Below are 24,857 nucleotides of genomic sequence, written 5' to 3'. Positions count from 1 at the left end.
CGTACATTCGCTTTCGTAAAAACCCGGTAACTATGGATATGGCTAATTGGAGCCCAGCGCGCAAGACCACGCTTATTGCCGCAGGGGGAGTAATCGTCGTTGCAATCATTACGTTCTTTATTTGGAAATATACCCAATCTACCGAAATAAATGCTACTAATTCGGCCTTTGCCAAATATATCGAGGGATATACCACCGGTGTGGTTTCGCGTGAAAGCACGATACGCATACGTCTTGCCTCACAGGTAAACACCTTCCAGCAAACCAATGAGGAAGAACCTCGCCAGCTTTTCGCCATCAGTCCGACAGTAAAAGGAAAGACCTATTGGGTGGATGCGCGCACCTTGGAATTCAGGCCGGATAAACAACTTGAACCCAGCCAGGAATACCACGTCAGGTTTGACCTCGGCCAGGTGACTGAGGTTAGTAAAGAATTGGAGACGTTCGCATTCAAACTAAAGGTTATCGATCCTTCCTATCATGCTGAAATGGATGGTCTTAAGGCCCAAACCAATAATGCGCTTGATCGCATGAAACTCACCGGACGGGTCCGCCTGGCCGACGTGGAACAGCCCGAACGCATTGAGCAGCTATTAACGGCCACCCTTGGGAACAACACGATGGCCATCAAATGGGATCATAATAACGAAACCCGTATCTCCTCATTCACCATCGATTCCATCGCTAGGGATAAAAAGCCGGGAAAGCTCGTCCTGCGCTGGGATGGCTCACCGATCGATTCGGAAAAGAAAGACATTACGGAACTTGAGGTACCGGAAATCGGTGCTTTCAAGGTACTGGATATTCGGGCAGTACATGAACCGGAGCAATATGTATTGGTTCAATTTTCCGATCCGATACTCGTCGCGCAACAACTTGATGGGCTTATCGCAATCAGTGGCATAACGGATGCCCGTTATACCATCGATGGCAGCGAAGTGAAGGTGTATGCACCGGATCGCCTGGAGGGCGATTATGCCATCGCAGTCAATGAAGGCGTGGAAAACATCAATACGCAGAAAATTACCGCCGCATACGCTGCAAACGTTAATTTCGAAAACAGGCTACCATCGGTCACCATTCCCGGCAAAGGGACCATCCTCCCTGGATCCGGCAAACTAACGATGCCCTTTGAGGCCGTCAACCTACGCGCAGTGGACGTGACCATCGTCAAAATTTTCGAAAACAATGTGCCCCAATATTTTCAAAACACCTACGACAGCAAGTATGAATTGCGACGTGTAGCTAAACCCGTCGTACAGAAGACCATCGCGTTAGACACTGACAAAAGTATAAATCTCCGCCGTAAAAACCGCTTTTCCCTAGACATCGATCAGCTCCTGAAAACTGAGCCGGGAGCGATTTACCGCGTATTGATCGGTTTCCGCCACAGCTATTCGGTATACCCATGCAGTGATGCAGACCCGGCAGAAATAGCCGATGCGGAAGCCGGACAGTCCAACTATTATTATTCCGATAACATCGACGAAGATGACGAATTTTGGTCGCGGTATAACAACTACTATCCCTACGATTACGACTGGGACGAACGCGACAATCCGTGCCATAGTGCTTACTATACCACAGAGCGTTGGGCCAGCCGGGATATGCTTGCGTCAAACATCGGACTCATCACCAAGCGAGGCAATGACAATAGCGTCACCGTGGTAGCAACCAGTATCCTCACCGCCGAGCCACTGGAGGGGGTGGAAATAAAATTACTGGATTATCAGCAGCAAGTCATTCAAACCGCTGTGACCAATAGTGACGGATTTGCCCATATTGAGGCACCTCGTAAACCGTTCATGCTCATCGCGGCCAAAAATGAAGAGCGTGGATACCTCAAATTGGATGACGGCTCATCCCTGCCGTTAAGCCGCTTTGATGTAGGGGGCGACGTGGTACAGAAAGGCATCAAAGGTTTCATCTACGGCGAGCGCGGCGTATGGCGACCCGGTGATTCCCTTTTTGTGGGGTTCATCATGGAAAACCAATCGGCCAATCTCCCCGAAGGCCACCCGGTAACCTTCGAGCTTTATAACCCCAAGGGTCAGCTGAACAAAAGGCTGGTGGAATCCAAACATACTAACGGCTTCTACACCTTTAAAGCCAAAACGGAAACAACCGCACCCACAGGCAATTGGATAGCCAAGGTAAGTGTGGGTGGAGCGGTTTTTCAGAAGACGTTGAAAATCGAGACCGTGATGCCCAATCGACTGAAAATAGACCTCGGTTTTGGTGGCCGCAAGGTGCTCAGTAAGGGAAGCAGCACGCCCATCAACTTATCCGCCAAATGGCTTTTCGGTGCCGATGTACAAAACCTCAAAGCACGTGTAGAGGCGGTCGTCTCACCGACGAGCACCGCATTTACCGATTACCGGCAGCATACGTTTGACGATCCGACCCGCAGTTTTGCCACAGAAAGTCAGGTGCTGTTCGATGGTACATTGGACGGGGAAGGCAAAGCTTCCTTTTCTGCCGATATCGCTGCTACCAACGGTGCTCCGGGCATGCTCCGGGCCAACTTTACCACTCGTGTGTTCGAACCTGGCGGGAATTTCAGTATCGACAACATCACCGTACCATATAGTCCTTATACCAGCTATGTGGGTCTACGCACCCCGACGGGCGATCGCATGTCGGGGATGCTGCTCACTGACGAAGATCACGAAGTGGATATCGTGGATGTGGATGCAGACGGCAAAAAAATAACGGGAAACCGACGCGTACAGGTGGAATTTTACAAAATCCGGTGGCGCTGGTGGTGGAACCAAGAAGAGGAATACCTCGGCAATTTCACACAAGACAAGTATAACCAATTGCTGAAAAAAGAAACCATTACACTCAACAATGGCAGCGGCAAATGGAAAATCCGCGTGAACTATCCGGACTGGGGACGCTACCTGGTGCGGGTGGTCGATCTGGAAAGCGGGCATTCCTCGGGTAAGACGCTATATGTGGACTGGCCGGGATGGGCACAGCGCGAACAGCAAAACAATCCTACTGAGGCATCCATGCTGTCCTTTACGGCCGATAAAGAGACCTATCGTGCGGGCGAGGAAGTAACATTGACCATCCCTTCCTCCGCCGGTGGACGAGGCCTGATCAGTATCGAAAACGGTAGCCGCGTGCTCCAAAGTTGGTGGATAGATACCAAACAGGGGCAAACCGTGTACACCTTTAAGGCCACGGAAGAAATGGCACCCAACGTTTTTGTGAACGTGACACTCTTACAACCGCATCAACAGACGGCTAACGATCTACCCATCCGCATGTACGGGGTGATACCGCTACTGATTGAAAATCCGAAAACTATCCTTAAACCGCAAATCAGTATCGCGGAGACACTCCGCCCGGAAACGAAATCAAGCATTACCGTATCCGAATCCAATGGCAAGGCCATGACCTATACTGTCGCCATTGTGGATGAAGGGTTGCTTGACCTTACCCGTTTCAAAACGCCCGATCCACATGCCAGCTTTTATGCCCGCGAAGCATTGGGCGTTACGTCTTGGGATCTATTCGATCAGGTGCTTGGCGCTTGGGGGGGCGATCTCGAACGCATCCTCAGCATTGGTGGCGACGGCGAAATCGACCGCAACGTAAACCCCGCTAAAGCCAACCGGTTTCAACCGGTGGTCAAATTCCTTGGGCCATTTACGTTGAACAAGGGTAGGAAAAACACCCATGAGTTCACCTTACCCCAGTACATCGGCTCCGTACGCGCAATGGTCGTTGCTGGGCAGGATGGCGCATACGGCTTTGCTGAAAAAGCAGTGGCCGTCAAGAAACCGCTCATGTTACTGGCGACGCTACCACGTGTCATCGGCCCCGGCGAGACATTCAAATTGCCGCTCACCGTTTTTGCTATGGAAAACCATATCAAGCAGGTAAATCTGGAGGTGTCCGCTTCGGGTGGCCTATCCGTAAAAAGCGGAAAACAGACGGTGAGATTTGCGCAACAGGGCGAGCAAATGGCCTACGCCACCGTCACAGCCGGCAGTAACACTGGGGTAGGTAAATTGCGTGCTGTGGCAAAAAGCGGTAGTGAGACCGCTGTATACGAGGTCGAAATCGATATCCGCAATCCCAACCCGTTCGTTACTTCCGTGGATAAGGCCGAGATAAGCGGCGGTGGCACATGGCAACAAGGCATTGAGCCCCTCGGACCAGGCAATCGCAATACCGCAATGGTTGAGGTATCGGCACTCCCCCCAATTAACCTCAGCAAGCGCCTAAATTACCTCATCCGCTATCCGTATGGCTGTGTAGAGCAAGTTACATCAGGGGTTTTCCCCCAACTGATGTTGGACAGGCTAGTCGAATTGAAAGAGCAGGATAAAACTGCCATCGATCGGAATATCAAAGCGGGCATCAACCGACTCCGCAACTATCAGCTCTCCGATGGCGGATTGGGCTACTGGCCGGGTGCGCAGGAGGCCGATGAATGGAGTACGAATTATGCCGGCCACTTCCTATTGGAAGCGCAGGCCAAGGGATACGAATTGCCCGCGGGATTCCTCGATGGATGGCTCCGATACCAACGGAGTATGGCACAGGTCTGGACGCCCAATCAATACAATTGGCGTGGTGGAGATCTCGTGCAGGCGTATCGGCTGTACCTGCTCGCGCTTGCAAAAGCCCCTGAAATCGGTGCGATGAACAGGCTCAAGGAATTCCCTTACCTATCTGATGAAGCTGCGTGGCGACTAGCGGCGGCCTATCAACTGGCCGGGCAGGGTATTGTGGCCAACCAGTTGGTGAAAAACCGTACGACCGAAGTGAAGCCCTATGAACATGCCGGCTACACCTTCGGCTCTTCACTTCGAGACCGAGCAATGATCCTCGAAACGATGGGCCTGATGGGACGTCGTCCGGATGCCGAGCGACTCTTGCTTGCGGTCGCCGCCGGACTAGACAACGACAGTTGGTACAGTACGCAAACCACGGCCTTCGCCTTGCTTGCCATTGGCAAGTTTGGCGGAAACGACCAGGGTAAAAACAATTTTGAATATACGTTGAACGGCAAATCGAACAGGGTAACCGCAGAGACCTACCTGCACCGAATTACCATCGACATGAACAATCCAGAAAACCAGCTCCGCATCCAAAACAACGGCAGTAATAAGCTATATGTCCGTGTCGTACGGGAGGGTCAACTGCCCATTGGAGAAAACCCGCCAATGCGCAACAATCCGGAGTTACTCACGATGAACGTGCGTTATACCAACAACAATGGGGAAGCCATCAATCCGGCAACATTGGCTCAGGGTACGGATTTTGTTGCCGAGGTGACGCTTAAGAATACGGGAAGTATGGGTACATACGAACATATGGCGCTTGCCCAGATCTTCCCTTCCGGTTGGGAAATCATCAACACGAGGCTAGCCGATACCGAATCTGCATTGCGTTCATCTCCGGCTACCTATAAAGATATCCGGGATGACCGGGTGCTCACCCATTTCAATATCAGGCAGCAAGAGACACTTACCTACAGGGTATTACTCAATGCCTCGTATGCAGGCCGTTATTTCCTGCCATCAGTAAGTGCCGAGGCGATGTATGACAATAGAATTCAAGCCATCATGACGGGGCAGTGGGTAGAGGTGATAGAACAATGATAGACGCGCTAATGCAGTGAATCACCAACCAAGGCTTGCTCGATCAGTCCGCCGTAAAACTCGGTTTCGGTCATTCCCGCCGCACGAATCTGTTGCGGAATGAAGCTCTGCGCGGTTTGTCCCGGTATGGTATTGATCTCGATAAAAAAGAAACGGTCGGTACCGTTTTCCAAAAAAAAGTCGATACGCACCATACCCTTGCAATTGAGCCGGGTGTAGATAGCTTTTACAAGCCTTTCAACACGCGCTCGTTGATCCGATGTCAGATCAGCGGGCGTTATCTCCGTGCTCTGCCCAGCGATGTACTTCGCCTCGTAGTCAAAAAACTCACGTTCGGTGATTACCTCGGTAGCCGGCAATACAACCAACCCATTCCCTTTTCGGTAAATGCCAACCGAAAATTCCCGGCCATCGACAAACTCCTCGACGAGGACCTGTCTGCCCGTGTTTTCGGCATTAAATGCCTTTTCAATAGCGTCATGCAACTCCAGGTGTGCTTTTACCTTGGTCATCCCAATACTGCTCCCGCCCGCGTTCGGTTTTACAAAATAAGGTATCGATAGCTCCCGCTTCACCGTATCTACAGCCTCACTTCGTTGAGATTCGAATAACTGTATAGACTTGGCCAGATACAAATCGGGAATACCCACCAATACTGCCTTTGTATAGGCTTTATTCATCGTCAGCGCAGATGTTAGCGCATCGCAAGAAGTATAGGGTAATCCCACCATGTCAAAATACCCTTGAAGGCGGCCATCTTCTCCCGGCGACCCGTGCAGCATGATAAAAGCCAGATCAAAGCGGATGATACGATCATCTATGGGCAATGTGAAATCATCCCGATTGATTTCATACCTGATCCCATTATCTGCAACATGGAACCAACTATCCTTCGTGACGGTGATGGTATAGACGTCATACTTCGATTTGTCTAGCTGTTGGAATACAAACGCTGCGCTTTTCAGCGAGACCTCGGATTCGGCGGTGTACCCCCCGGTTATCAGTGCAATGCTTACCTTCATGATTCGGCAAACTTAGCTAAGTTACCTTTGATATGCAAGTTATCGTTTGCGCGCAACAGCCAATGAAATATGGCCAATCAGACGAAATATAATTTGCGATGCCCGGAAAAACGAATAATTTTGTCCAATATACTTCGTTTTGGTTTACGGGGTACAAACTATGGCGCTAATATTGCTTAACATCACGTTAAATTGCACATAGCGCGAAATCATAATACTAAACATGGTAAAACTTCTCCAGTACCTACGGACAGAGATCTTCAGAAAACATCTCATCGGTGCCCTAATCGGGCTGACTGTCTTTTTTCTGGCCATCGTTTTTGGTCTCCGCCATTACACCCGCCACAACGAATCCGTATTAGTACCCGAATTGAAGGGAATCCTAATCGATGAGGCGGTGAAAAAATTACAATCACAAGGGTTTGAATATGACCTTGACTCCGTCTATCAGGTAGATAAAAAACCCGGCCTGGTGATTGAGCAAGATCCCGACCCAAACACTAAAGTTAAGAAAAACAGGACGTTATACTTAACGATCATTACCCGTACCGCGCCGGAAGTAGCATTCCCCGACCTTGTGGAGAAGACCTTTGTGGAAGCGCGTGCAATCTTAAACAGTTATGGTGTTAAATTAGGAGACACCATCTACATACCGGATATTGCCCGTGACGTGGTGCTAGATGTTAAGTTCGGCGGTGAAAAGCTCAACGCCGGACGCCCGATCCCGAAAGGTTCAACAGTAGACCTGGTATTGGGCGATGGCCGTGGTGCCAGTGAAATACAGATCCCGGATTTGACCGGTCTCACTTTGGAGCAAGTTAGATTTGCATTGCAAGGCAATTCGCTGACATTGGGGTCTGTTAATTACATGGGGCTGATAGCTGACAGCCTCAGTGCAACAGTCGTCTCCCAAACACCTACCCCGGGAGACCCGAAAGTAAGCATAGGTACCCCCATTAATATTGCACTTGCAAATCAGTGATATAAAAAAGAAATTGCAGAAGCTTACATGGAAAAAAAGAAGAGAAGAGGACTGTTCGCTACACTATTGATTGTTGCAGCGATGGTAATCGCGGTAGGCGGCGTAATAGCCTATAAATATTACAAGGCATTTTTTGCCCCCAATGTCACTGCGGAAGCGGAGTATCTGTATATTTATACGCACTGGGATTTTGAAGACATCATGACCAACCTATCGGAATTGCATGCCGTTGATGATACCGCTGCTTTCCGGTGGGCTGCCAATAAGATGGACTATCCCGGCCGCGTAAAACCGGGTAAATACAAACTGGAACCCGGCATGAACAATCGTACGCTAATCAATAAATTGGGGGGTGGTTTTCAAGAACCAGTGAAACTCCGCTTCGAGAACGTAAGACTCAAGGAAAATTTAGCGACGGTATTGGCGAAGCAGCTTGAACCGGATTCCATTGCCTTCATCAACTTGCTCAACAACGATAGCCTCGCTACTCGCTATGGCTTTAATACCGAAAATTTTCTCAGTATGTTCATCCCGAACACCTATGAATTTTACTGGAATACGTCGATCGAGCGCTTTGCCGACCGGATGAATGAAGAATATCAAAAGTTCTGGAATGACGACCGCCGAGAAAAAGCTGCGGCGCTCAATCTCAGTCCACAAGAAGTGGGTGTATTGGCATCCATTGTCAAAGGAGAGGCCCTACATACCGACGAAATGCCATCCATTGCCGGGCTATACCTCAATAGGCTTCGCAAAGGCATGCTGCTTCAGGCCGACCCCACCGTAATTTTTGCCAACAACGATTTCACTATCCGCCGGGTGTTGTACCGACATTTACGCACTGACTCACCTTACAACACTTATTTATATCGGGGATTGCCGCCGGGTCCCATCATGATGCCAAGCATTGCTTCCATTGACGCGACATTGAACTACCAACAGCACGATTATTTGTACATGTGCGCAAAAGATGATTTTTCCGGTTACCACAATTTTGCTGTGACACAAGCGGAGCACAATATCAACGCGCGCAAGTTTCAGCAGGCACTCAACGAAAGGAACATCAAGCGCTAATGTACACATTTGAAACCAAAGTAAGGGTTCGATACGCAGAAACCGATCAGATGGGATACGTGTATTATGGCAATTACGCTACCTTTTACGAAGTGGGCCGCGTGGAGCTATTTCGAAGCTTAGGATTTTCATATAAAGCGCTGGAAGAAAGCGGCATCATGCTACCAGTGATGGAACTGCACTCCCGGTTTTTAAAACCAGCGCGCTATGATGAGGAAATCACGGTAAAGGTGTATTTGAAAGAAAAACCCAGCGTTAAAATTCGATTTGACTATGATTTGTTTAACCAAGGGGGCGAATTACTCAACAGTGGTAGCACTACCCTGGTCTTTGTAGACATGAAGCGCAACAAGCCCTGCATGGCTCCCCGTGATTTTATGGAACGGGTGCAAACACATTTCGACTAGACAATGAACTGGATTCACCGCACTTTACTTAGATTCCGACCTTATTTCCAATTTATTGAATGGACTAAAATTGTGGTCCTTCCAGGATTCGGTGCGTTGCCCCTTTATACCGTGGCCACTTTTTTTTTCCAGGAAATCGCCCGCGAAGCCATCCTCAATAAAGCCTCCTCATTGGCCTACAATTTTATGTTGGCTATTTTCCCCGGCATCATTTTTCTGTTTACGCTCATTCCCTATATCCCGATTGACAATTTTCAAGAGCAACTACTCGACTTCATGGAGGTGGTAATACCTGAAAATGCGTTCCTAACGGTCGAGTCCACACTGGAGGACATTGTGAAAAACCAAAACAGCGGCTTGCTTTCAATCGGTTTTATCTTGGCCACATTTTTTGCAACCAACGGTGTAAGCTCATTGATGCTCGCGTTCAACAAAGCTTCACTTATTATAGAAAGTCGCAGCTGGGGTCAGCAACGACTCGTGGCCATCTGTCTGACATTAATGATTATCATGGCGCTGGCAGTGGGGATGACCATCTTTACCGCTGCGGGCTATGTAATTGGCTACCTTCGCGAAAATATCGAGTTTAACGCGGCATTTTGGAGCTTTGTCATCACAGCCTCCCGCTGGCTAATCTTATTTGGCATCTATTTTCTAACGGTCAGCATTCTTTATAAATTCGGCCCTGCGTCGTCGAGGAAATGGAGACTTTTCAGTCCGGGTGCCATGCTGGCTACCATCTTGGCTATTCTGACTTTTTCGGGTTTTGCATTTTATATCAACAATTTCAATGCTTATAACAAGCTCTACGGTTCAATCGGCACATTGATTGTCATTATGATTTGGCTATACCTCAATTCCCTCATCCTACTTGTTGGATTCGAACTCAATGCCAGTATAGCGCTCTCCAAACAAAGCATCAAAATTGTGCGACCGCGGACATTTAACACCTTTAAACCCACTACGACATCCGAGAATGTGGATGGTAATACCAAGCGCAGCACCCATCGCGATTAAAAATTTTGCCATACATGAAATTTTAGGCTACTTTTGTCGCGCTAAAACGTTTGGCCGTCCTGTTATGAACCGGCCGCTTAACCATGAAGCAAAACACTAAAAATACACCAACGGTAAGAATTTTACTACTGTGCAGCTTCGTCGTTTTGTTCCTTTTTATCGGGGCAGTCTTCATCTATCAATATGGCCAATACCGCGTACTTGAGCGGAAGCTGACCGAAGCGTATCAAATCCGGCAAGCCGGTTCGGACAACCTGAATTACCTGTTTTCCACCTATAGCGAAGCAGAAAACACGTTTCGCCTCTATACATTGGAATTCAGCGACAGCAGTTATACAAAATATCTCAGCAAGCTTAATTTGCTCAAAAGCTTCGTCGATTCATTAGAATCCCTACCATTTTCGGATAATCCGTTGAATAACCCCATGCTGAGGGTTGAAGACCAACAGAAAATCGCAATGGAATTTGCTGCACTCAAAAAAAAGCTGGACCATCTTGTGTTGCACACCAATGATTCTTTGAGTCTATTAAGCAATGATCATCTAAAACCGGTTCGCCCCCTCCAGGTCGAGTCTGTCGTCGATCAGGTTTTGAGCGATACCACGACAACAATCACGAAGGATACCATTGTAAGAAAACGGCCAGGGTTACTCAAACGTATTTTCAACACCAAAGACGACACCATCGTGATTTCCAGCGAACATAATAGTCTCGATGTTGAACGGATGTCTGTACTGCGTGATAATTTATCGGCGGCTCAAGCTGGGTTAGAACAATCGTATTTGGGTAGTATCACCAATCTGCGGCAGACCTTTCTGCAACTTCAGGAAAAGGAAAGGCAATTGATTACGACCAATATCGATTTACTGAATAGGCTGAAGGAAAGCATGGAAATCATCAAAACACTTGATGTATACACCCTGCGCAAGGCGGAAGAAAGTGATTTTTCACTTTATAAAGAAAACATAAATTTATTTGGCAAGCAGCTGATTTTTGCATTGATATTGATGTTCATCATGATTGTAGCGCTGGTATATTATCAGTTTTATGCCCGTTCATACGAGCGTAGGCTGCATCTTGAAAAGGATTATGCTTCCAAGCTTGCCGAGGAAAAAACCAGTGTATTAGCGAACATCAGTCATGAAATCCGCACCCCACTCAACTCCCTATTGGGTATCATTGATTTGCTGAAGAATAGGGCTGCTTCCGAAGCGATTGATGAAAAATTAATCGATTCCGCCTATTACAGCATCAACATCATCAGCAATAACATCGCTGATATACTGAGTTTAAGCAAATTAGAAGCATCCCATAAAGGCAGCATCGCAAAGGATTATTTCTCACCAAACCGATCATTTCTGGATGTCGTAGCCCTGCATAAGAACCAGGCGGAGTTGAAAAACTTGCTACTGCATACCGAAATTGACATCGATCCAAGGCTGAGCTTGGTGAGTAACGAATTTAGGATCCGGCAAATAGCCTCCAATTTCTTGAGCAACGCCATTAAATACACCCAAAAAGGTGAAATCATTTTTAGGGCATCACTATCCAACACAGACAGCCAACCTAATTTACATATCGAAATCGAAGACAGCGGAATCGGCATCAACGAACAAGACCGACATCAGATATTCCGTAAATACTTCACAACCAATGCCAATTCGGGCGGCATCGGCCTGGGATTATATATATCCAAAATCATGGCTGAAGAATTAGGTGGCGCCATCGGCGTGAAGAGCAAGCCAGCGAAGGGCTCCATTTTTTTTGCCGACATCCCATTTTCGGATAGTAGGATCGAAACGCACGAACAGCGGAAGGCAAAACTATCGGACCTCCCCCCTAATCTCCGACTCCTAGTTGTGGACGATAATCCGATCAATATCTTGCTTATGAAGCAGTTTTTCAAGGACGTTGGTAGTATCCATACCGTCAACAGCGGTGAAGATGCACTGGTTTCCTTGAATGCTCACTTGGTCGATCTAGTGATTACAGACATTAACATGCCGGGCATGAGTGGTTTGGAGTTGCTTGAAAAAATCCGCGGGGAAGAACGGTTCAAAGCAATACGAGTAATGGCCATCTCGGCTGACATGTCCACCTTGAAATATGCGGAAGAAAATCAAGCTGAAGCTTTTTTTGATGGTTTTATCGAGAAACCTTTCACCGAAGCCGAAATCGTCAAGACGATCATGCGTGCACTTGACAATAAGTAGTTAAGGGGCATAAAAAAAGCCAATAGCTATTGGCTTTTTTTATGCCCCTTAATTTAGCTGGCGAGGTGTTACGGTTGCTCGATGGGGAGCACTTCCGTCATACCTGCGGGTACAGAGTCGGTAGCAGTCGTCGCCTCGTTTTCAGGCGCTTTATCAATCAACTCCATAAACTGGTCGAGCTTTGGGGTAATGATGATTTGGGTGCGGCGGTTACGCGTTCTTCCGCTTTCAGTATCGTTACTCGCAACCGTATTATATTCACCCCGTCCGGCGGCGGTAAGACGCTTAGGATCCACGCCATATTCATTTTGCAACGCTTGCACAACGGACGAGCCACGCAAGGCACTTAAATCCCAGTTGTTGCGGATGTTCGTTTGCGAAATTGGCACATTGTCCGTATTACCCTCAACTAGCACTTCGTAGTCGCTGTAATCCATGATAATCTTTGCGATCTTGCTGAGTGTTTCCCCTGCCTGTTCTGAGATTTCGTAACTTCCAGATTTGTATAGCATATTGTCTGAAAGGGAAATGTACACCACCCCTTTTAGTACCTGTACATCTACATCCTGCATTTCTTCCCTGCTTAGCGAGCGAGTAAGGTTGTTGGTCAGCACCATGTTGAGCGAGTCGCTTTTATTCTTGGCGTTCACCAAGTGCTGGATATACCGGTTGGAAGCATTGATTTCATCGACCAGCTTGGAGATATTTACATTACCTTGATTGGTCGAAGATAGGCATTTGTCGAGTGCGTCCTGCAACGCTTTTACATTAGCGCGCTCCGAAGCGAGCTGGTCTTCAAAGCTCTTTATCTGCGTATTGGCCGACGAAAGCTGACGCTGCACATCCTGATAACGCGCGCTCACCTCCCGTTCTTTCAAAAGTACGGCATCGTAGTTTTCCTGCAGTGTTCGATATTTCCTTGTACCCACGCATCCGGGCAGTAACAGTGTGGCCGCAATCATGGCTAATCCCATGTATAGTGATAATCGTTTCATAATATACACTCCTTTCGTTTTCAATCTTTTCTTACCATTATGCCAACATGATGCCAAAAATATCCAAACCAAGTTACCGACGGCAATCCGGCGTTCATTCTTCGACAATAACGAAAACAGTACATGCAGCGCTAAATAATAACTAACTCCTAAAAGAAGCAGGTTAACCCTAATAACAAAATAAAAATAACAACTACCTATAAATAAAATAAATAAAAGTTTTTCATACCTTTGCAGTCCCGATAAAAATCGGGAAAAAGGAGACAAATGAATTAATGGCAAAAAAACAAGAAGCAGAAAAGGAACTAGCAGCCAAAGCAGCTGAACTTCAAGACACTGGGGAAACCTTAGTGAAAGAAAAGGAAGACATCGAGTCGGAAGCCGATTCGACGTTTATTGACGAAATCAAATCAACCACCTGGAGTACGCCCGATGACGACTTCGATTGGGATAAAGAAGAAAAAGGTTTCGGCAATTACAGCGATGAGGAACGCTCCAAATTAGAAGACCTGTACGCAGGCACCTTCAATTCCGTAAACAGGGGTGAAATCGTACAGGGTATCGTCGTATCCATCAACAACAAGGACGTCGTGCTCAACATCGGTTTCAAGTCTGATGGCTTGGTATCCCTTTCTGAATTCCGTGACACCCCAGATCTGAAAGTGGGTGATGCGGTAGACGTATTCGTCGAATCACAGGAAGATGCCAACGGACAGTTGGTGCTTTCGCGTAAACGTGCAAAAACCCAGAAATCTTGGGAAGAAATCAATGAAGCACTTGAAAACGACACCATTATTGATGGTTTCGTGAAGAGCCGCACCAAAGGTGGCCTTATTGTGGACATCAAAGGCGTTGAAGCATTCTTGCCGGGATCGCAAATTGACATTAAACCAATACGTGACTACGATATTTACGTGGGTAAAACCATGGAATTCAAAGTGGTGAAAATCAACCATGAGTTCAAAAACGTAGTCGTATCACATAAAGTGCTTATCGAAGACGACTTGGAAAACCAAAAATCCGAAATCGTCTCCAAGCTCGAAAAAGGCCAGGTACTTGAAGGCACGGTCAAAAACATCACGGATTTCGGTGTATTTATCGACCTCGGCGGTGTGGATGGCTTGCTACACATTACCGATATTTCGTGGGGCCGTATCGAGCATCCGAGAGAGGTATTGCAGCTCGATCAGACGGTCAACGTCGTGGTATTGGATTTCGACGATGAGAAAAAACGTATTGCACTCGGCTTGAAACAGCTGACCGAGCATCCTTGGGAGTCATTGGATACCACATTGGAAATCGGTTCAAAAGTGAAAGGCCGAATCGTAACTGTAGCCGACTATGGTGCATTCCTAGAAATCACTCCGGGAGTGGAAGGCCTGATCCACGTATCCGAAATGTCGTGGTCACAGAACTTGCGTAGTCCTCAGGAATTCCTGAAGGTGGGCGACGAAGTGGAAGCGCAAATCCTTACACTTGATCGCGATGATCGCAAGATGAGCCTTGGAATCAAACAATTGACACCAGATCCTTGGAAAAATATCGCTGATCGTTATCCGATAGGTTCCAAGCAAAAAGCTGTGGTGAAAAACATGACCAATTTCGGTGTGTTTGTCGAATTGGAAGAAGGCATCGATGGATTGATCCACATCTCCGATCTCTCTTGGTCGAAGAAAATCAACCATCCCAATGAATTCACCAAGGTTGGTGAAGAGTTGGAGGTTGTCGTCTTGGAGCTCGACGAAGAAAACCGCAAGTTGAGCCTTGGTCACAAACAATTGGAAGAAAATCCTTGGGATACGTTCGAAACCATTTTTACGCTTGATTCCATCCATCAGGGAACGGTCATCAAAGTTGGTGAAAAGGGTAATATTGTAGCACTTCCTTACGGCGTTGAAGGATTCTCTCCGGCAAAACATAGCGTGAAAGAAGACGGCAGCGTGTTGAAACTAGACGAAGTCTCTGATTTCAAAATCATTGAATTCAACAAGGAAAACAAGCGCGTAGTCATCTCGCATTCCCGTATCTGGGAAGACCAACGGGCGGAAGCACGGATGGAGGATTTCAACAACCGCAAGAAGGAAGCCAAAGCAGCTTCTTCAGCAGTGAAAAAAGTGAAAGAATCTGTCGAGAAGTCTACATTGGGCGACCTTGATGTTCTTGCACAGTTGAAAGAGCAGTTGGAAGGTGAAGAAAGCGCCAAACGTGCCAAAAAATAATAGCTTAAGCTATTAACAAAATAGAATGACTCTCCTTGTTACACAAGGAGAGTTTTTTTTGTGCCAGAATTAGCCTATCATAAGTTGCCTGTTTTTTTTCATCATATAAAAAAACATTTGCTAAGTTTGTTTTAAGAAGACTAACCTCTAATATTATGAAAACTGTAAAAAAGATTTTGATTATCTTGGCAGTAATCATTGCCATTCCGTTGATTGCTGCGCTTTTTGTCAAACGTGAATTTACCAGCGAACGTCAAATCACGATTAACAAGCCGAAACAGGAAGTATTTGACTACATCAAACACCTAAGCAATCAAAAGAACTACGACACGTGGCATAAGATGGATCCTTCCGTCAAAAACACGACCTCGGGTACCGATGGCACTGTTGGCTTTATATACGCTTGGGATGGCGAAAAGATAGGCCAGGGCGAACAAGAAATCACCAACATTGTAGAAGGCGAACGAATGGACACCAAATTACGCTTCAAAACACCTATTGAATCCGAAGCAGCGTGCTATATGCTTACCGAAGCAGCGGGGTCGAACCAAACGGTTGTGAAATGGGGGATTTCGGGCAAATCACCCTACCCATTCAACCTCATGTCACTATTTTTCGACATGGGCGATGATTTCGATAAAGGGTTGGAGAGCCTAAAAACAATTCTGGAAAGCCAGTAAGCAGCGCATGAGCAAAATAATAGCCCCCTGGCAGGAAGAACTGGCTGCCTTGCAAGCCATTATCCAAAAAACTGCACTCGAAGAAACCATCAAGTGGGGCATACCGGTATACACTCACAATGGTCGCAATGTAGTCGGGGTTGCGGGGTTTAAATCCCACTTCACACTGTGGTTCTACAACGGCGTTTTTCTCAAGGATGAAAGCAATGTCTTGACAAATGCACAAGAGGGAAGAACCAAATCTTTACGACAGTGGCGCTTTACCGCACAAGACCAAATCAACGAGGCACTAATTCTTGCCTATCTCAACGAAGCTATAGTGAACGAAAAAGCGGGTAAGCAACTGAAATCCGAACCCAAGGGAAAACTCCCCATACCGCCGCAGTTCGAACAAGCCTTGAAGGACTTGCCACTTCGGCAACACTTCGAAAGGCTTACCCCATATAAAAAAAATGAATACCTAGAGTACATCACTGAAGCTAAACGGGAAACCACTAAACTGGCAAGGATCGAAAGAATCAAGCCACTTATTCTGCAAGGGATAGGCTTACACGACAAGTATAAGAAATAGGCCATACGAAATGAAACTGCTTTCCCTACTTGTTCTTGTAATAGTGTGGTGCGCTGGGGTTACCGCGCAAACCGACAACCCAAATTATGACAAAGCCCTGGCCGACTCATTGGGAGCCGATGAATACGGCATGAAATCCTATATTTTTGTTATCTTGAAAACCGGCACTATCCAGATTGACGATAAGCAAAAAGTGGGCGAATTGTTCCGGGGGCACATGGACAACATCAACAGGCTGGTGAAGATGAAAAAACTAATCGTAGCGGGGCCCTTTGGGAAAAACGACCACAGCTACCGCGGCCTCTTTGTCTTCGATTCAAAAAGCAAAGAAGAAGTGATCACACTATTGCAGACAGATCCAGCCATAAAAGAAAAGCTCCTGGAAGCGGAGCTTTTTGATTGGTACGGTTCTGCTGCCTTACCCACTTACCTGAAAGTGAGTGATCGGGTGTCGAAGACCCACCCTTAAGGTAATTACAACGATGCAATAACCGAATTCAATGTTTCACTGGGACGCATGGCTTGCTCAGCCCGAGCCTCATCCGGCCAATAGTAACCACCGATGTCCTGTGGCTTGCCTTGGGCGCCTACCAGTTCTTCGTTGATTTTATCTTCGCTGGCCTTCAGTTTTTCGGCTATTGGGGAAAATAACACACGGAGTTCGTTGTCTTTACCCTGAGTAGCTAACGCCTCTGCCCAATACATTGCCAAATAATAATGTGAACCCCGATTGTCGATCTGGCCTACTTTTCGAGCCGGTGATTTGTCGGTTTCCAAGAACTTCTCCGTCGCGGCATCCAGCGCTTCCGCCAATACCAACGCCTTGGCATTACCCTGGGTTTGCCCTACATGTTCCAACGAAACGGCCAACGCCAGAAACTCACCCAGCGAATCCCACCGCAGGTACCCTTCGTGGAGAAATTGCTCCACATGCTTGGGTGCAGATCCCCCCGCCCCTGTTTCGAATAGGCCCCCGCCATTCATCAACGGCACGATGGATAGCATTTTCGCTGACGTACCCAATTCGAGTATCGGAAATAAATCAGTAAGGTAATCCCTCAGCACATTACCAGTCACGGAAATTGTGTCTTCGCCCTTACGGATACGCGCCAACGAGAATTTCGTGGCGTCCACGGGATTCAAAATACGGATATCCAGACCAGCAATGTCATGGTCTTTCAGATACGTATTGACCTTATCGATGATCTGCCTATCGTGAGCACGATTTTCATCCAACCAGAATACAGCAGGTGTGTTAGACAGGCGTGCGCGGTTCACCGCCAGCTTTACCCAATCACGAATTGGCGCATCCTTTGTCTGGCACATGCGAAAAATATCGCCAACTTCTACGTTCTGTGCCATCAACACATTTCCTTTGCCATCCACTACCTGTATGGTACCCTTGGACGTTGCTTGGAAAGTCTTGTCATGTGATCCATATTCTTCAGCCTTCTGGGCCATGAGCCCCACATTAGAGACCGACCCCATGGTCGAGGGATCGAAAGCACCGTGTTTTTTGCAATCTTCGATGGTTGCGACGTAAATGCCTGCGTACGAACGGTCCGGTATCAGTGCAATCGTATCTTGCAATTCGCCATTTTTATTCCACATCTTACCCGAACTACGTATCATGGCCGGCATAGAAGCATCCACGATGACATCCGAAGGCACATGCAGGTTGGTGATGCCCTTGTCCGAATTGACCATCGCCAAGTCGGGGCCATTTTCAATAGCGGCAGCCAAATCGGCTTTCACCGCTGCCTCTTGTGAATGCCCGGCAATTTTCACAAACACATCACCAAGACCGTTTCGCGTATCCACGCCAAGTTCATCAAACAAACCGGCATATTTTTCAAACACACGCTCGAAATAAACTTCCACGATAGCACCGAATATAATGGGATCCGAAACCTTCATCATCGTCGCTTTCAAGTGCGCAGACAGCAATACACCTACGTCCTTTGCTGCCTTGATTGCCTGAACTACGAAACTTTTCAGTGCGTTGATGCTTAGGCGGGAGGAGTCGATAACTTCTCCGGCCAATAAGGGTGCTGCAGCCTTTAACTCCGTTTTGGATCCGTTTTCATCAACAAACTCAATGCTGAATGTGGTTGCCTGAGGTACGGTAATCGACTTTTCATTCCCATAGAAGTCTCCATCCGGCATCGATGCCACACGGGTTTTCGAATCGGCCGCCCAAACACCCATGGAATGGGGATGTTGCTTCGCATAATTTTTTACCGCCCGGGGCGCGCGACGGTCGGAATTCCCCTCTCTCAATACCGGGTTAACTGCTGAACCCAACACCTTGGCATATTGTGCTTTGATTGCCTTTTCGTCCGCCGTCTTCGGCTCTTCAGGATAATTGGGTACTGCATATCCTTTCGCTTGAAGCTCCGCTATGGCACTTTTCAGCTGTGGGATTGATGCTGAGATATTGGGAAGTTTAATGATATTGGCCTCCGGTTTCGTGGCCAGCTGCCCCAACTCGACCAGGGCATCCGACGCCTTTTGGCCATCCGTAAGGTATTCCGGAAAATTGGCGATGATCCGACCTGCCAATGAAATATCTTTCTCCTCGACCGAAATCCCGGCAGGGGCTGTAAACGCTTTGACAATGGGCAAAAATGAATACGTGGCTAAGGCTGGAGCTTCGTCTGTTCTGGTATAAAAAATCGTGGTACTTTTTGACATAATCTGATATCCGTTTGCGATCGCAAAAGTAGCTAAAAATGACCGAATTTACAAGTTAAGCGCATGTATTATCATTGTAGCATAAGTTAGACTTCACACACAAATTTACTTTAAGTAATACTTATCCCCATTCACATTCAACCTCCCCTCGTCCAATCGTTTGCGTATGAACGCCAAGCGAGTTGCTTCGTCGCCCGATTGTAAACCCAACACCAGCTGATCGATGGTCAGCGGGCCGTCAGACAACAGTTCCACCAATTCTACCATGAGCTGATCTTCTGTATTTTCGTTTTTATGGGCCACCAAACAACGATCGCATATACCGCACGGTTTCGATTTATCTTCGTCGAAGTAGGTCAACAATTGTGTACTGCGGCAAGCCGGACCATCGAGGTAGGCGAAGACGGCATGCAATTGGTTTTGTTTGGTAGTTTTTCGTTCATGGATATACTGGCTATCAATATGCAGATGTTTGCCGTCCATCCGTGGCCGCAAAAACTGCAACTGCGGGCTGTCTGTCTGCGGAAGATAAGTAAGGATTTCTGCTTTTTGAAGGTATTCAAGCATTTCGATAACGGTTGAACGTGTCTTACCGAGTCTTTTCGCTAATTCATATTCGCGAATCGGGACGAAGTCATCAAACGCACCGCCATAGCTTCGGAGAATGGTTTTGATAATCGCATCATAAATTGCATTTTCTACTTGAAATTTATACAAGTCTGTTTGGCCTGCCTCAAACTTAACCCGTGATGGCAAATACACCGTTTCGCTTACGCTGATCCATCCATCGCGTTCGAGAAATTTCAGCGCGCTAAGCGTCGCCATTACATCCAGTTTATAACGACCGCAAAAATCGGCAACATCAAAATCCAGTGTGAGCCCTTCTCCTGCCCCATAAGCCAGCTGATAATAGTTGGCCAATTGCTGATAGACCTGTTTGATATAATTGATGGATGGGAAACTCAATGCGTGACTTTTCACAAGTTGATCGCGGTCGCTTTGATGGTAAAGCAATACGGCGTATGCTTTCTTACCATCACGCCCCGCCCGGCCAGCTTCTTGATAATAGGCTTCAAGCGAATCCGGTATGTCCAAGTGAATGACACAACGTACATCCGGCTTATCGATGCCCATCCCGAAAGCATTGGTCGCCACGATAATGCGCGTGTCATTCTTCATCCATGCTTCCTGCCTGCGCGCACGTTCGGGGGTTTCCAATCCCGCATGGTAAAAGTCGGCCGAAATGCCTACATTTAGCAAGGTACGGGCTACTTCCTGCGTCTCCCGCCTATTGCGTACATATACAATACCGCTACCACCCAACTTCCGGATCACGCGCAGCATCCTTCCCATCTTGTCTTCTTCCTCAAAAGCCATGTAAGCGAGGTTTTCGCGGAAAAAACTTTTCCGCAGTACGTGGCCGTTGCTAAAAGTCAATTGCGTTTGGATGTCATCGACTACCTTAGCCGTAGCCGTGGCCGTCAATGCAAGGAAAGGGATACCGGGGTGAAGCGATCGCAGCACTACAACATGGAGATAAGATGGCCGGAAATCATAGCCCCACTGGGAAATGCAATGTGCTTCATCCACAGCAAAGAGGTTGACCTTCATGTAACGGATCCGCTCCTGTACCAAATCACTGGCAAGTCGTTCCGGAGATAGGTAGAGGAACTTAATCTGACCATAGATGCAATTATCCAATGCAATGTCAATTTCACGCTTAGTCATGCCCGAAAAAATGGATATTGCCTCAATACCTCTTGCCCGAAGGTTTTCCACTTGATCTTTCATCAGGGCAATGAGGGGCGTCACCACGATACATATCCCTTCCTTCGCCATCGCCGGCACCTGGAAACAGATTGACTTTCCCCCTCCTGTAGGCATCAACGCAAGCGTATCGCGCCCCGATAGCACTGACCGGATAATATCTTCTTGTAAAGGTCGAAACGATTCATGCTTCCAATACTTCCGGAGAATCTCCACGCTATTCATGATGATCGGCATCTAGCTTCCAAACATACGCAAAATTGTCTTTTAACACATACACAGGTATATCCAAGGCACCGGCTTCTGTTACCAACCGGTCGATGGTCGAATCGAAATTAGAACCATCCAACAACAATAGTCTGCAGTTAATGGTAGCGAGTAACGTTTGAAGAGATTTGCGTGGATTGTTCCGCAGAACAAGAATATCCACGTCCAAGCGCCCACCGTACGTGGCTGTTCCGTCGTAGACCAAAAGCCTTGTATTGTCAAACTGGATTACCCCACCCTTTACATATAATTGATGGTCGTGATAATTGCTGTCTTGTGGTATGAAATGGATGTTTTCAATGGGCACATGTGCCTCGAGTTTGGGCAATACAGAATACCTGATTGTCCGGTCGTCTACAGAAGCCAAATTACTATACAACCAAACTTTCCGTTCATCGACCAAACCAATCGCCAAATTGCGTCTAACATTGAATAGCACGATTTCCTGTCGGTCGTCCGATTGGAGTGTTGTTGAAAACGAAGAACATACCAATAGCGTTGTACATCCCAGTACCGCATAAACCCCATATTTTTTGCGTGCCGCCAACGATATCACCGCCATAACTATCAGTATGTAAATCAATGCGTCCTGCCACCAAGTTAGCCAGATTCCCCCGATACTTGCCAAGGGTAACTGCTCAATATAACTCAATGAAGCATTCGTCAACAAAATCAATTTCTCCAGTGCAATTCCTATCCAGGAGGCTACTTGCCCTGGAGGCACGAGCAACAGACCAAATCCGAGATACATAATGCTACTGGCTGGCAAGACAATAAGCAGATTTGCGGGCAGGAAATATACGGGAAATTGATGGAAATAAAATGCTGCCAGTGGACCTGCTCCCGCTTGAGCCCCAACGGACATCCACGTGTATTCTACAATAGGTCTGACCAAACGGTTGCCGACTGGAAAAGCGGCTCGCATAAGGGGATACAGGAAAACAATACCCAAAACGGCAAGATAGGAAAGCTGAAATCCGATATCGATGATAAACTTCGGATTATATAGCAATAAAAAAAACGCCGATGCAGCAATACTGTTGTAAACGCGATTTTGTTGACCAAAGAGGGAAGCTGCCATTACAAAACTAATCATTATTGTAGCGCGCAATATCGATGGCGAAAAGCCGGTAAGTAAAGCGTAACCCCATACAGCCGATAGCAAAATCACCAATTTACCCGTCCGGAGGTATTGATGGCGATTCATCCACCAAAGCAATTTGGAAAGCAACCAGAATACGATCACCACATGCATGCCCGATACGCTCAGCACATGAATGGTACCCGTATTGGAGAATGCTTGGAGCAATGCATCGCTCAATTCCGCCCGATATCCCAAAATCAATGTAGACGCCACTGAATAAGCATCCTTATCCGAAATATACGCAGAAAATTTGACAACCATTCGTTGGCGCAACGCCAATGCATAGGCTATAAGCGGATTACCCTTTCCCGTGCTTATTTTTTTCAATTCGACGGCCTGCAGGTAATCCTGATGCCAAATATCTTTACCAGCCAAAAAGCGCTTGTAATCCAGCTCGCCAGGATTGTATGGTGGTGACACCTCTTCGTATCCAGTTGGTATCAGCAGTTCGTCACCGTAGTTCAGTGACTGAGAGCACAAGCTATTTTCCCTGTTGATCGTGAGCATCAATCTTCCAGCTACCTGGGCGATTCCATCTCTTACATATGCTTGAGTAACCTCAAAAGGAAAACGGACATGATTTCCATGTACCACGGGTTCATCAACGATATGGCCAATTAAGCCCTTGGATTCGAAACGGCTGAAATGCAATCGGTCTATCGCTGGATCGGACTGCCATACCATTATAAAACCAACAACACACCAAGCGAAGAGGGCGAAAAAGCCTAGGACGCTATAGTACCTATGCTGCCTCAATCTGGTAGTGCAGAGGACGCCCAGAAAGGCAACGAGTACAACGACCAATATTGCCCACGCCATGCTATGCAGCGACTGCTGTGGGGGCATAGCGTAGCCTATCCCTATTCCCAGCAACAGGGCAAGCAGGAAACGTACAAAAGGTAAATGGCCAATACGGATACGTGTTGGCGGTCTCATCGGGTTAATTGGGTTTATTTCTGTTAGTTTTTCCGATTAGTACCGACCAAATTAGAAATTTATTTCAAAAAAAGCAAAGTGACGGCTTAGTTTTTGAGCAATTCAGCGCTTTACGGTATTTGCGATCAGGTTGCCAATTTGGGTGGCAACCCTCGAGAGGTCGTTGGATGTAGCTGGCAACGCATCCGCCAAGGAGCACGGGCCATGTGCTATGGCCATCAATACGTCGAAGTAAGCGCTCAGATCCGCCGTAATAGCCATTGGGATCCTGCCGGCCAAACCAACGACGGGCAACCCGAGATGCTTGGCTTGCTTGGCGACACCATAAGGCCCCTTGCCTTGCAACGTTTGACTGTCGATGCTACCCTCCGCTGTTATTACGAGATCACTTTTTTCAAGCGATTTTCCAAATTGGGTCAGATTCAGAAAATATTCGATTCCATTGACAAGATGAGCGCCCCAGACTCCGTATAACCCGGCACTGGCACCACCCGCAACCCCTCCTGATACGATGCCGGAAATCGACACGCCTGTCTCCGCATGTATGACCTCCGCATACCGTGTCAAAATAGACTCTAGCCGACCTACCATTTCCGGAGTAGCTCCCTTTTGTGGACCGAAAACACGGGCTGCACCAAGTTCTCCAAGCAACGGATTGGTTACATCGCAGAGAATCGTGAGCTTGCAGTCCACTAACCGCTTATCCATAGCCGAACGGTCGACTCGATGCAGCTTTTCCAGACCTAGCGGTAACTCGGTGATTTCCTGGCCGGCCTCATCGAGAAAGCGTAGCCCCAATGCCGCCAATATCCCGCTTCCGCCATCGGTGGTCGCCGACCCACCCATACCAATGATGACTTCGCTGACCCCCAGTTCCAGAGCCCCCTTCACCAATTGCCCCGTACCATAACTATTGGCACGTAACGGATCCAGCTCATTGCTCTTCAACAAGTGAAGCCCGGAGGCATCGGCCATCTCAATAACTGCAATCTGTCCGCCCTGAATAAGCCCAAACGTCGCTGAAATGGGCCTACCTATTGGATCGTTGACCACCAATTCGACGATTTCCCCTTGCAGTTTTTCCATGATCAACGCACAAGTACCATTCCCCCCATCTCCAATCGGAAAACATTCACATGAACAGGGCAGTTTGCTGGCTAACAAACCTCGTTCGATAGCCCTAGCCACCTCACGGGCGTCAAGGGCATGTTTAAATGCGTTTGGCGCGATTAGAATGTGCATATTCAT

General features: G+C 47.5%; 16 protein-coding genes. 10 read left to right on the top strand and 6 right to left on the bottom strand.

Features of this window, described 5'->3' with window-relative positions; all coding sequences use genetic code 11:
• Positions 1-32 precede the first annotated feature (32 nt).
• Positions 33-5,621 (top strand): alpha-2-macroglobulin family protein, encoded by a 5,589-nt coding sequence (locus tag IEV98_RS10105; RefSeq protein ID WP_229738659.1) that lies wholly within the window; start codon positions 33-35, stop codon positions 5,619-5,621.
• A gap of 8 nt (positions 5,622-5,629) precedes the next feature.
• Here IEV98_RS10105 and IEV98_RS10100 read toward each other — a convergent pair whose 3' ends face one another.
• A complete protein-coding gene (locus tag IEV98_RS10100) occupies positions 5,630-6,643 on the bottom strand; it encodes a D-alanine--D-alanine ligase (protein ID WP_188505717.1) in 1,014 nt (337 codons plus the stop codon).
• A 223-nt stretch (positions 6,644-6,866) separates the two neighbouring features.
• Between IEV98_RS10100 and IEV98_RS10095 the strand changes: the two genes are divergently transcribed.
• From IEV98_RS10095 to IEV98_RS10075, 5 genes are all read left to right on the top strand, one after another.
• Positions 6,867-7,625 (top strand): PASTA domain-containing protein, encoded by a 759-nt coding sequence (locus IEV98_RS10095; protein ID WP_188505716.1) that lies wholly within the window; start codon positions 6,867-6,869, stop codon positions 7,623-7,625.
• A 27-nt stretch (positions 7,626-7,652) separates the two neighbouring features.
• Positions 7,653-8,699 carry an endolytic transglycosylase MltG gene (gene mltG / locus IEV98_RS10090; protein ID WP_188505715.1) on the top strand — a complete coding sequence of 349 codons (1,047 nt, stop codon included), beginning with the start codon at positions 7,653-7,655 and terminating at the stop codon, positions 8,697-8,699.
• Positions 8,699-9,106 carry an acyl-CoA thioesterase gene (locus IEV98_RS10085; RefSeq protein ID WP_188505714.1) on the top strand — a complete coding sequence of 136 codons (408 nt, stop codon included), beginning with the start codon at positions 8,699-8,701 and terminating at the stop codon, positions 9,104-9,106. Before mltG ends, IEV98_RS10085 begins: the two co-directional genes overlap by 1 nt.
• A gap of 3 nt (positions 9,107-9,109) precedes the next feature.
• The gene (locus tag IEV98_RS10080) at positions 9,110-10,123 is read left to right on the top strand and encodes a YihY/virulence factor BrkB family protein (protein WP_188505713.1); all 1,014 of its coding nucleotides are present in this window, start codon (positions 9,110-9,112) and stop codon (positions 10,121-10,123) included.
• A gap of 83 nt (positions 10,124-10,206) precedes the next feature.
• Positions 10,207-12,336, top strand: a complete 2,130-nt coding sequence (locus tag IEV98_RS10075; protein WP_188505712.1) for an ATP-binding protein — start codon at positions 10,207-10,209, stop codon at positions 12,334-12,336.
• Positions 12,337-12,404: 68 nt separating this feature from the next.
• On the opposite strand, the gene IEV98_RS10070 is transcribed toward IEV98_RS10075, so the two are convergent.
• Positions 12,405-13,331 carry an OmpA/MotB family protein gene (locus tag IEV98_RS10070; RefSeq protein ID WP_188505711.1) on the bottom strand — a complete coding sequence of 309 codons (927 nt, stop codon included), beginning with the start codon at positions 13,329-13,331 and terminating at the stop codon, positions 12,405-12,407.
• A 275-nt stretch (positions 13,332-13,606) separates the two neighbouring features.
• Here IEV98_RS10070 and rpsA point away from each other — a divergent pair, with 275 nt between their 5' ends.
• The 4 genes from rpsA (at position 13,607) to IEV98_RS10050 (ending at position 17,270) form a co-directional block, all read left to right on the top strand.
• On the top strand, positions 13,607-15,550 hold the full coding sequence (gene rpsA, locus IEV98_RS10065; RefSeq protein ID WP_188505710.1) for a 30S ribosomal protein S1: 1,944 nt from the start codon (positions 13,607-13,609) through the stop codon (positions 15,548-15,550).
• A 155-nt stretch (positions 15,551-15,705) separates the two neighbouring features.
• On the top strand, positions 15,706-16,230 hold the full coding sequence (locus IEV98_RS10060) for an SRPBCC family protein (protein ID WP_188505709.1): 525 nt from the start codon (positions 15,706-15,708) through the stop codon (positions 16,228-16,230).
• Positions 16,231-16,237: 7 nt separating this feature from the next.
• A complete protein-coding gene (locus IEV98_RS10055) occupies positions 16,238-16,801 on the top strand; it encodes a YdeI/OmpD-associated family protein (RefSeq protein WP_188505708.1) in 564 nt (187 codons plus the stop codon).
• A gap of 10 nt (positions 16,802-16,811) precedes the next feature.
• Positions 16,812-17,270: a YciI family protein gene (locus tag IEV98_RS10050; protein ID WP_188505707.1), complete on the top strand. Its 459-nt coding sequence runs from the start codon at positions 16,812-16,814 to the stop codon at positions 17,268-17,270.
• Positions 17,271-17,275: 5 nt separating this feature from the next.
• On the opposite strand, the gene IEV98_RS10045 is transcribed toward IEV98_RS10050, so the two are convergent.
• The 4 genes from IEV98_RS10045 to IEV98_RS10030 form a co-directional block, all read right to left on the bottom strand.
• On the bottom strand, positions 17,276-19,495 hold the full coding sequence (locus tag IEV98_RS10045) for an NADP-dependent isocitrate dehydrogenase (protein ID WP_188505706.1): 2,220 nt from the start codon (positions 19,493-19,495) through the stop codon (positions 17,276-17,278).
• Positions 19,496-19,600: 105 nt separating this feature from the next.
• On the bottom strand, positions 19,601-21,487 hold the full coding sequence (locus tag IEV98_RS10040) for a RecQ family ATP-dependent DNA helicase (protein WP_188505705.1): 1,887 nt from the start codon (positions 21,485-21,487) through the stop codon (positions 19,601-19,603).
• Entirely contained in the window at positions 21,480-23,609 is a 2,130-nt protein-coding gene (locus IEV98_RS10035; RefSeq protein WP_188505704.1) for a ComEC/Rec2 family competence protein, read from the bottom strand. The genes IEV98_RS10040 and IEV98_RS10035 overlap by 8 nt, the downstream gene beginning before the upstream one ends.
• A gap of 102 nt (positions 23,610-23,711) precedes the next feature.
• A complete protein-coding gene (locus tag IEV98_RS10030; RefSeq protein ID WP_229738658.1) occupies positions 23,712-24,857 on the bottom strand; it encodes a glycerate kinase in 1,146 nt (381 codons plus the stop codon).

It is taken from the genome of Parapedobacter pyrenivorans (assembly GCF_014636865.1).
Classification (GTDB): domain Bacteria; phylum Bacteroidota; class Bacteroidia; order Sphingobacteriales; family Sphingobacteriaceae; genus Parapedobacter; species Parapedobacter pyrenivorans.
The sequence above is the reverse complement of the archived record's forward strand: the minus strand, read 5'-3'. Positions and strand labels throughout refer to the sequence as shown.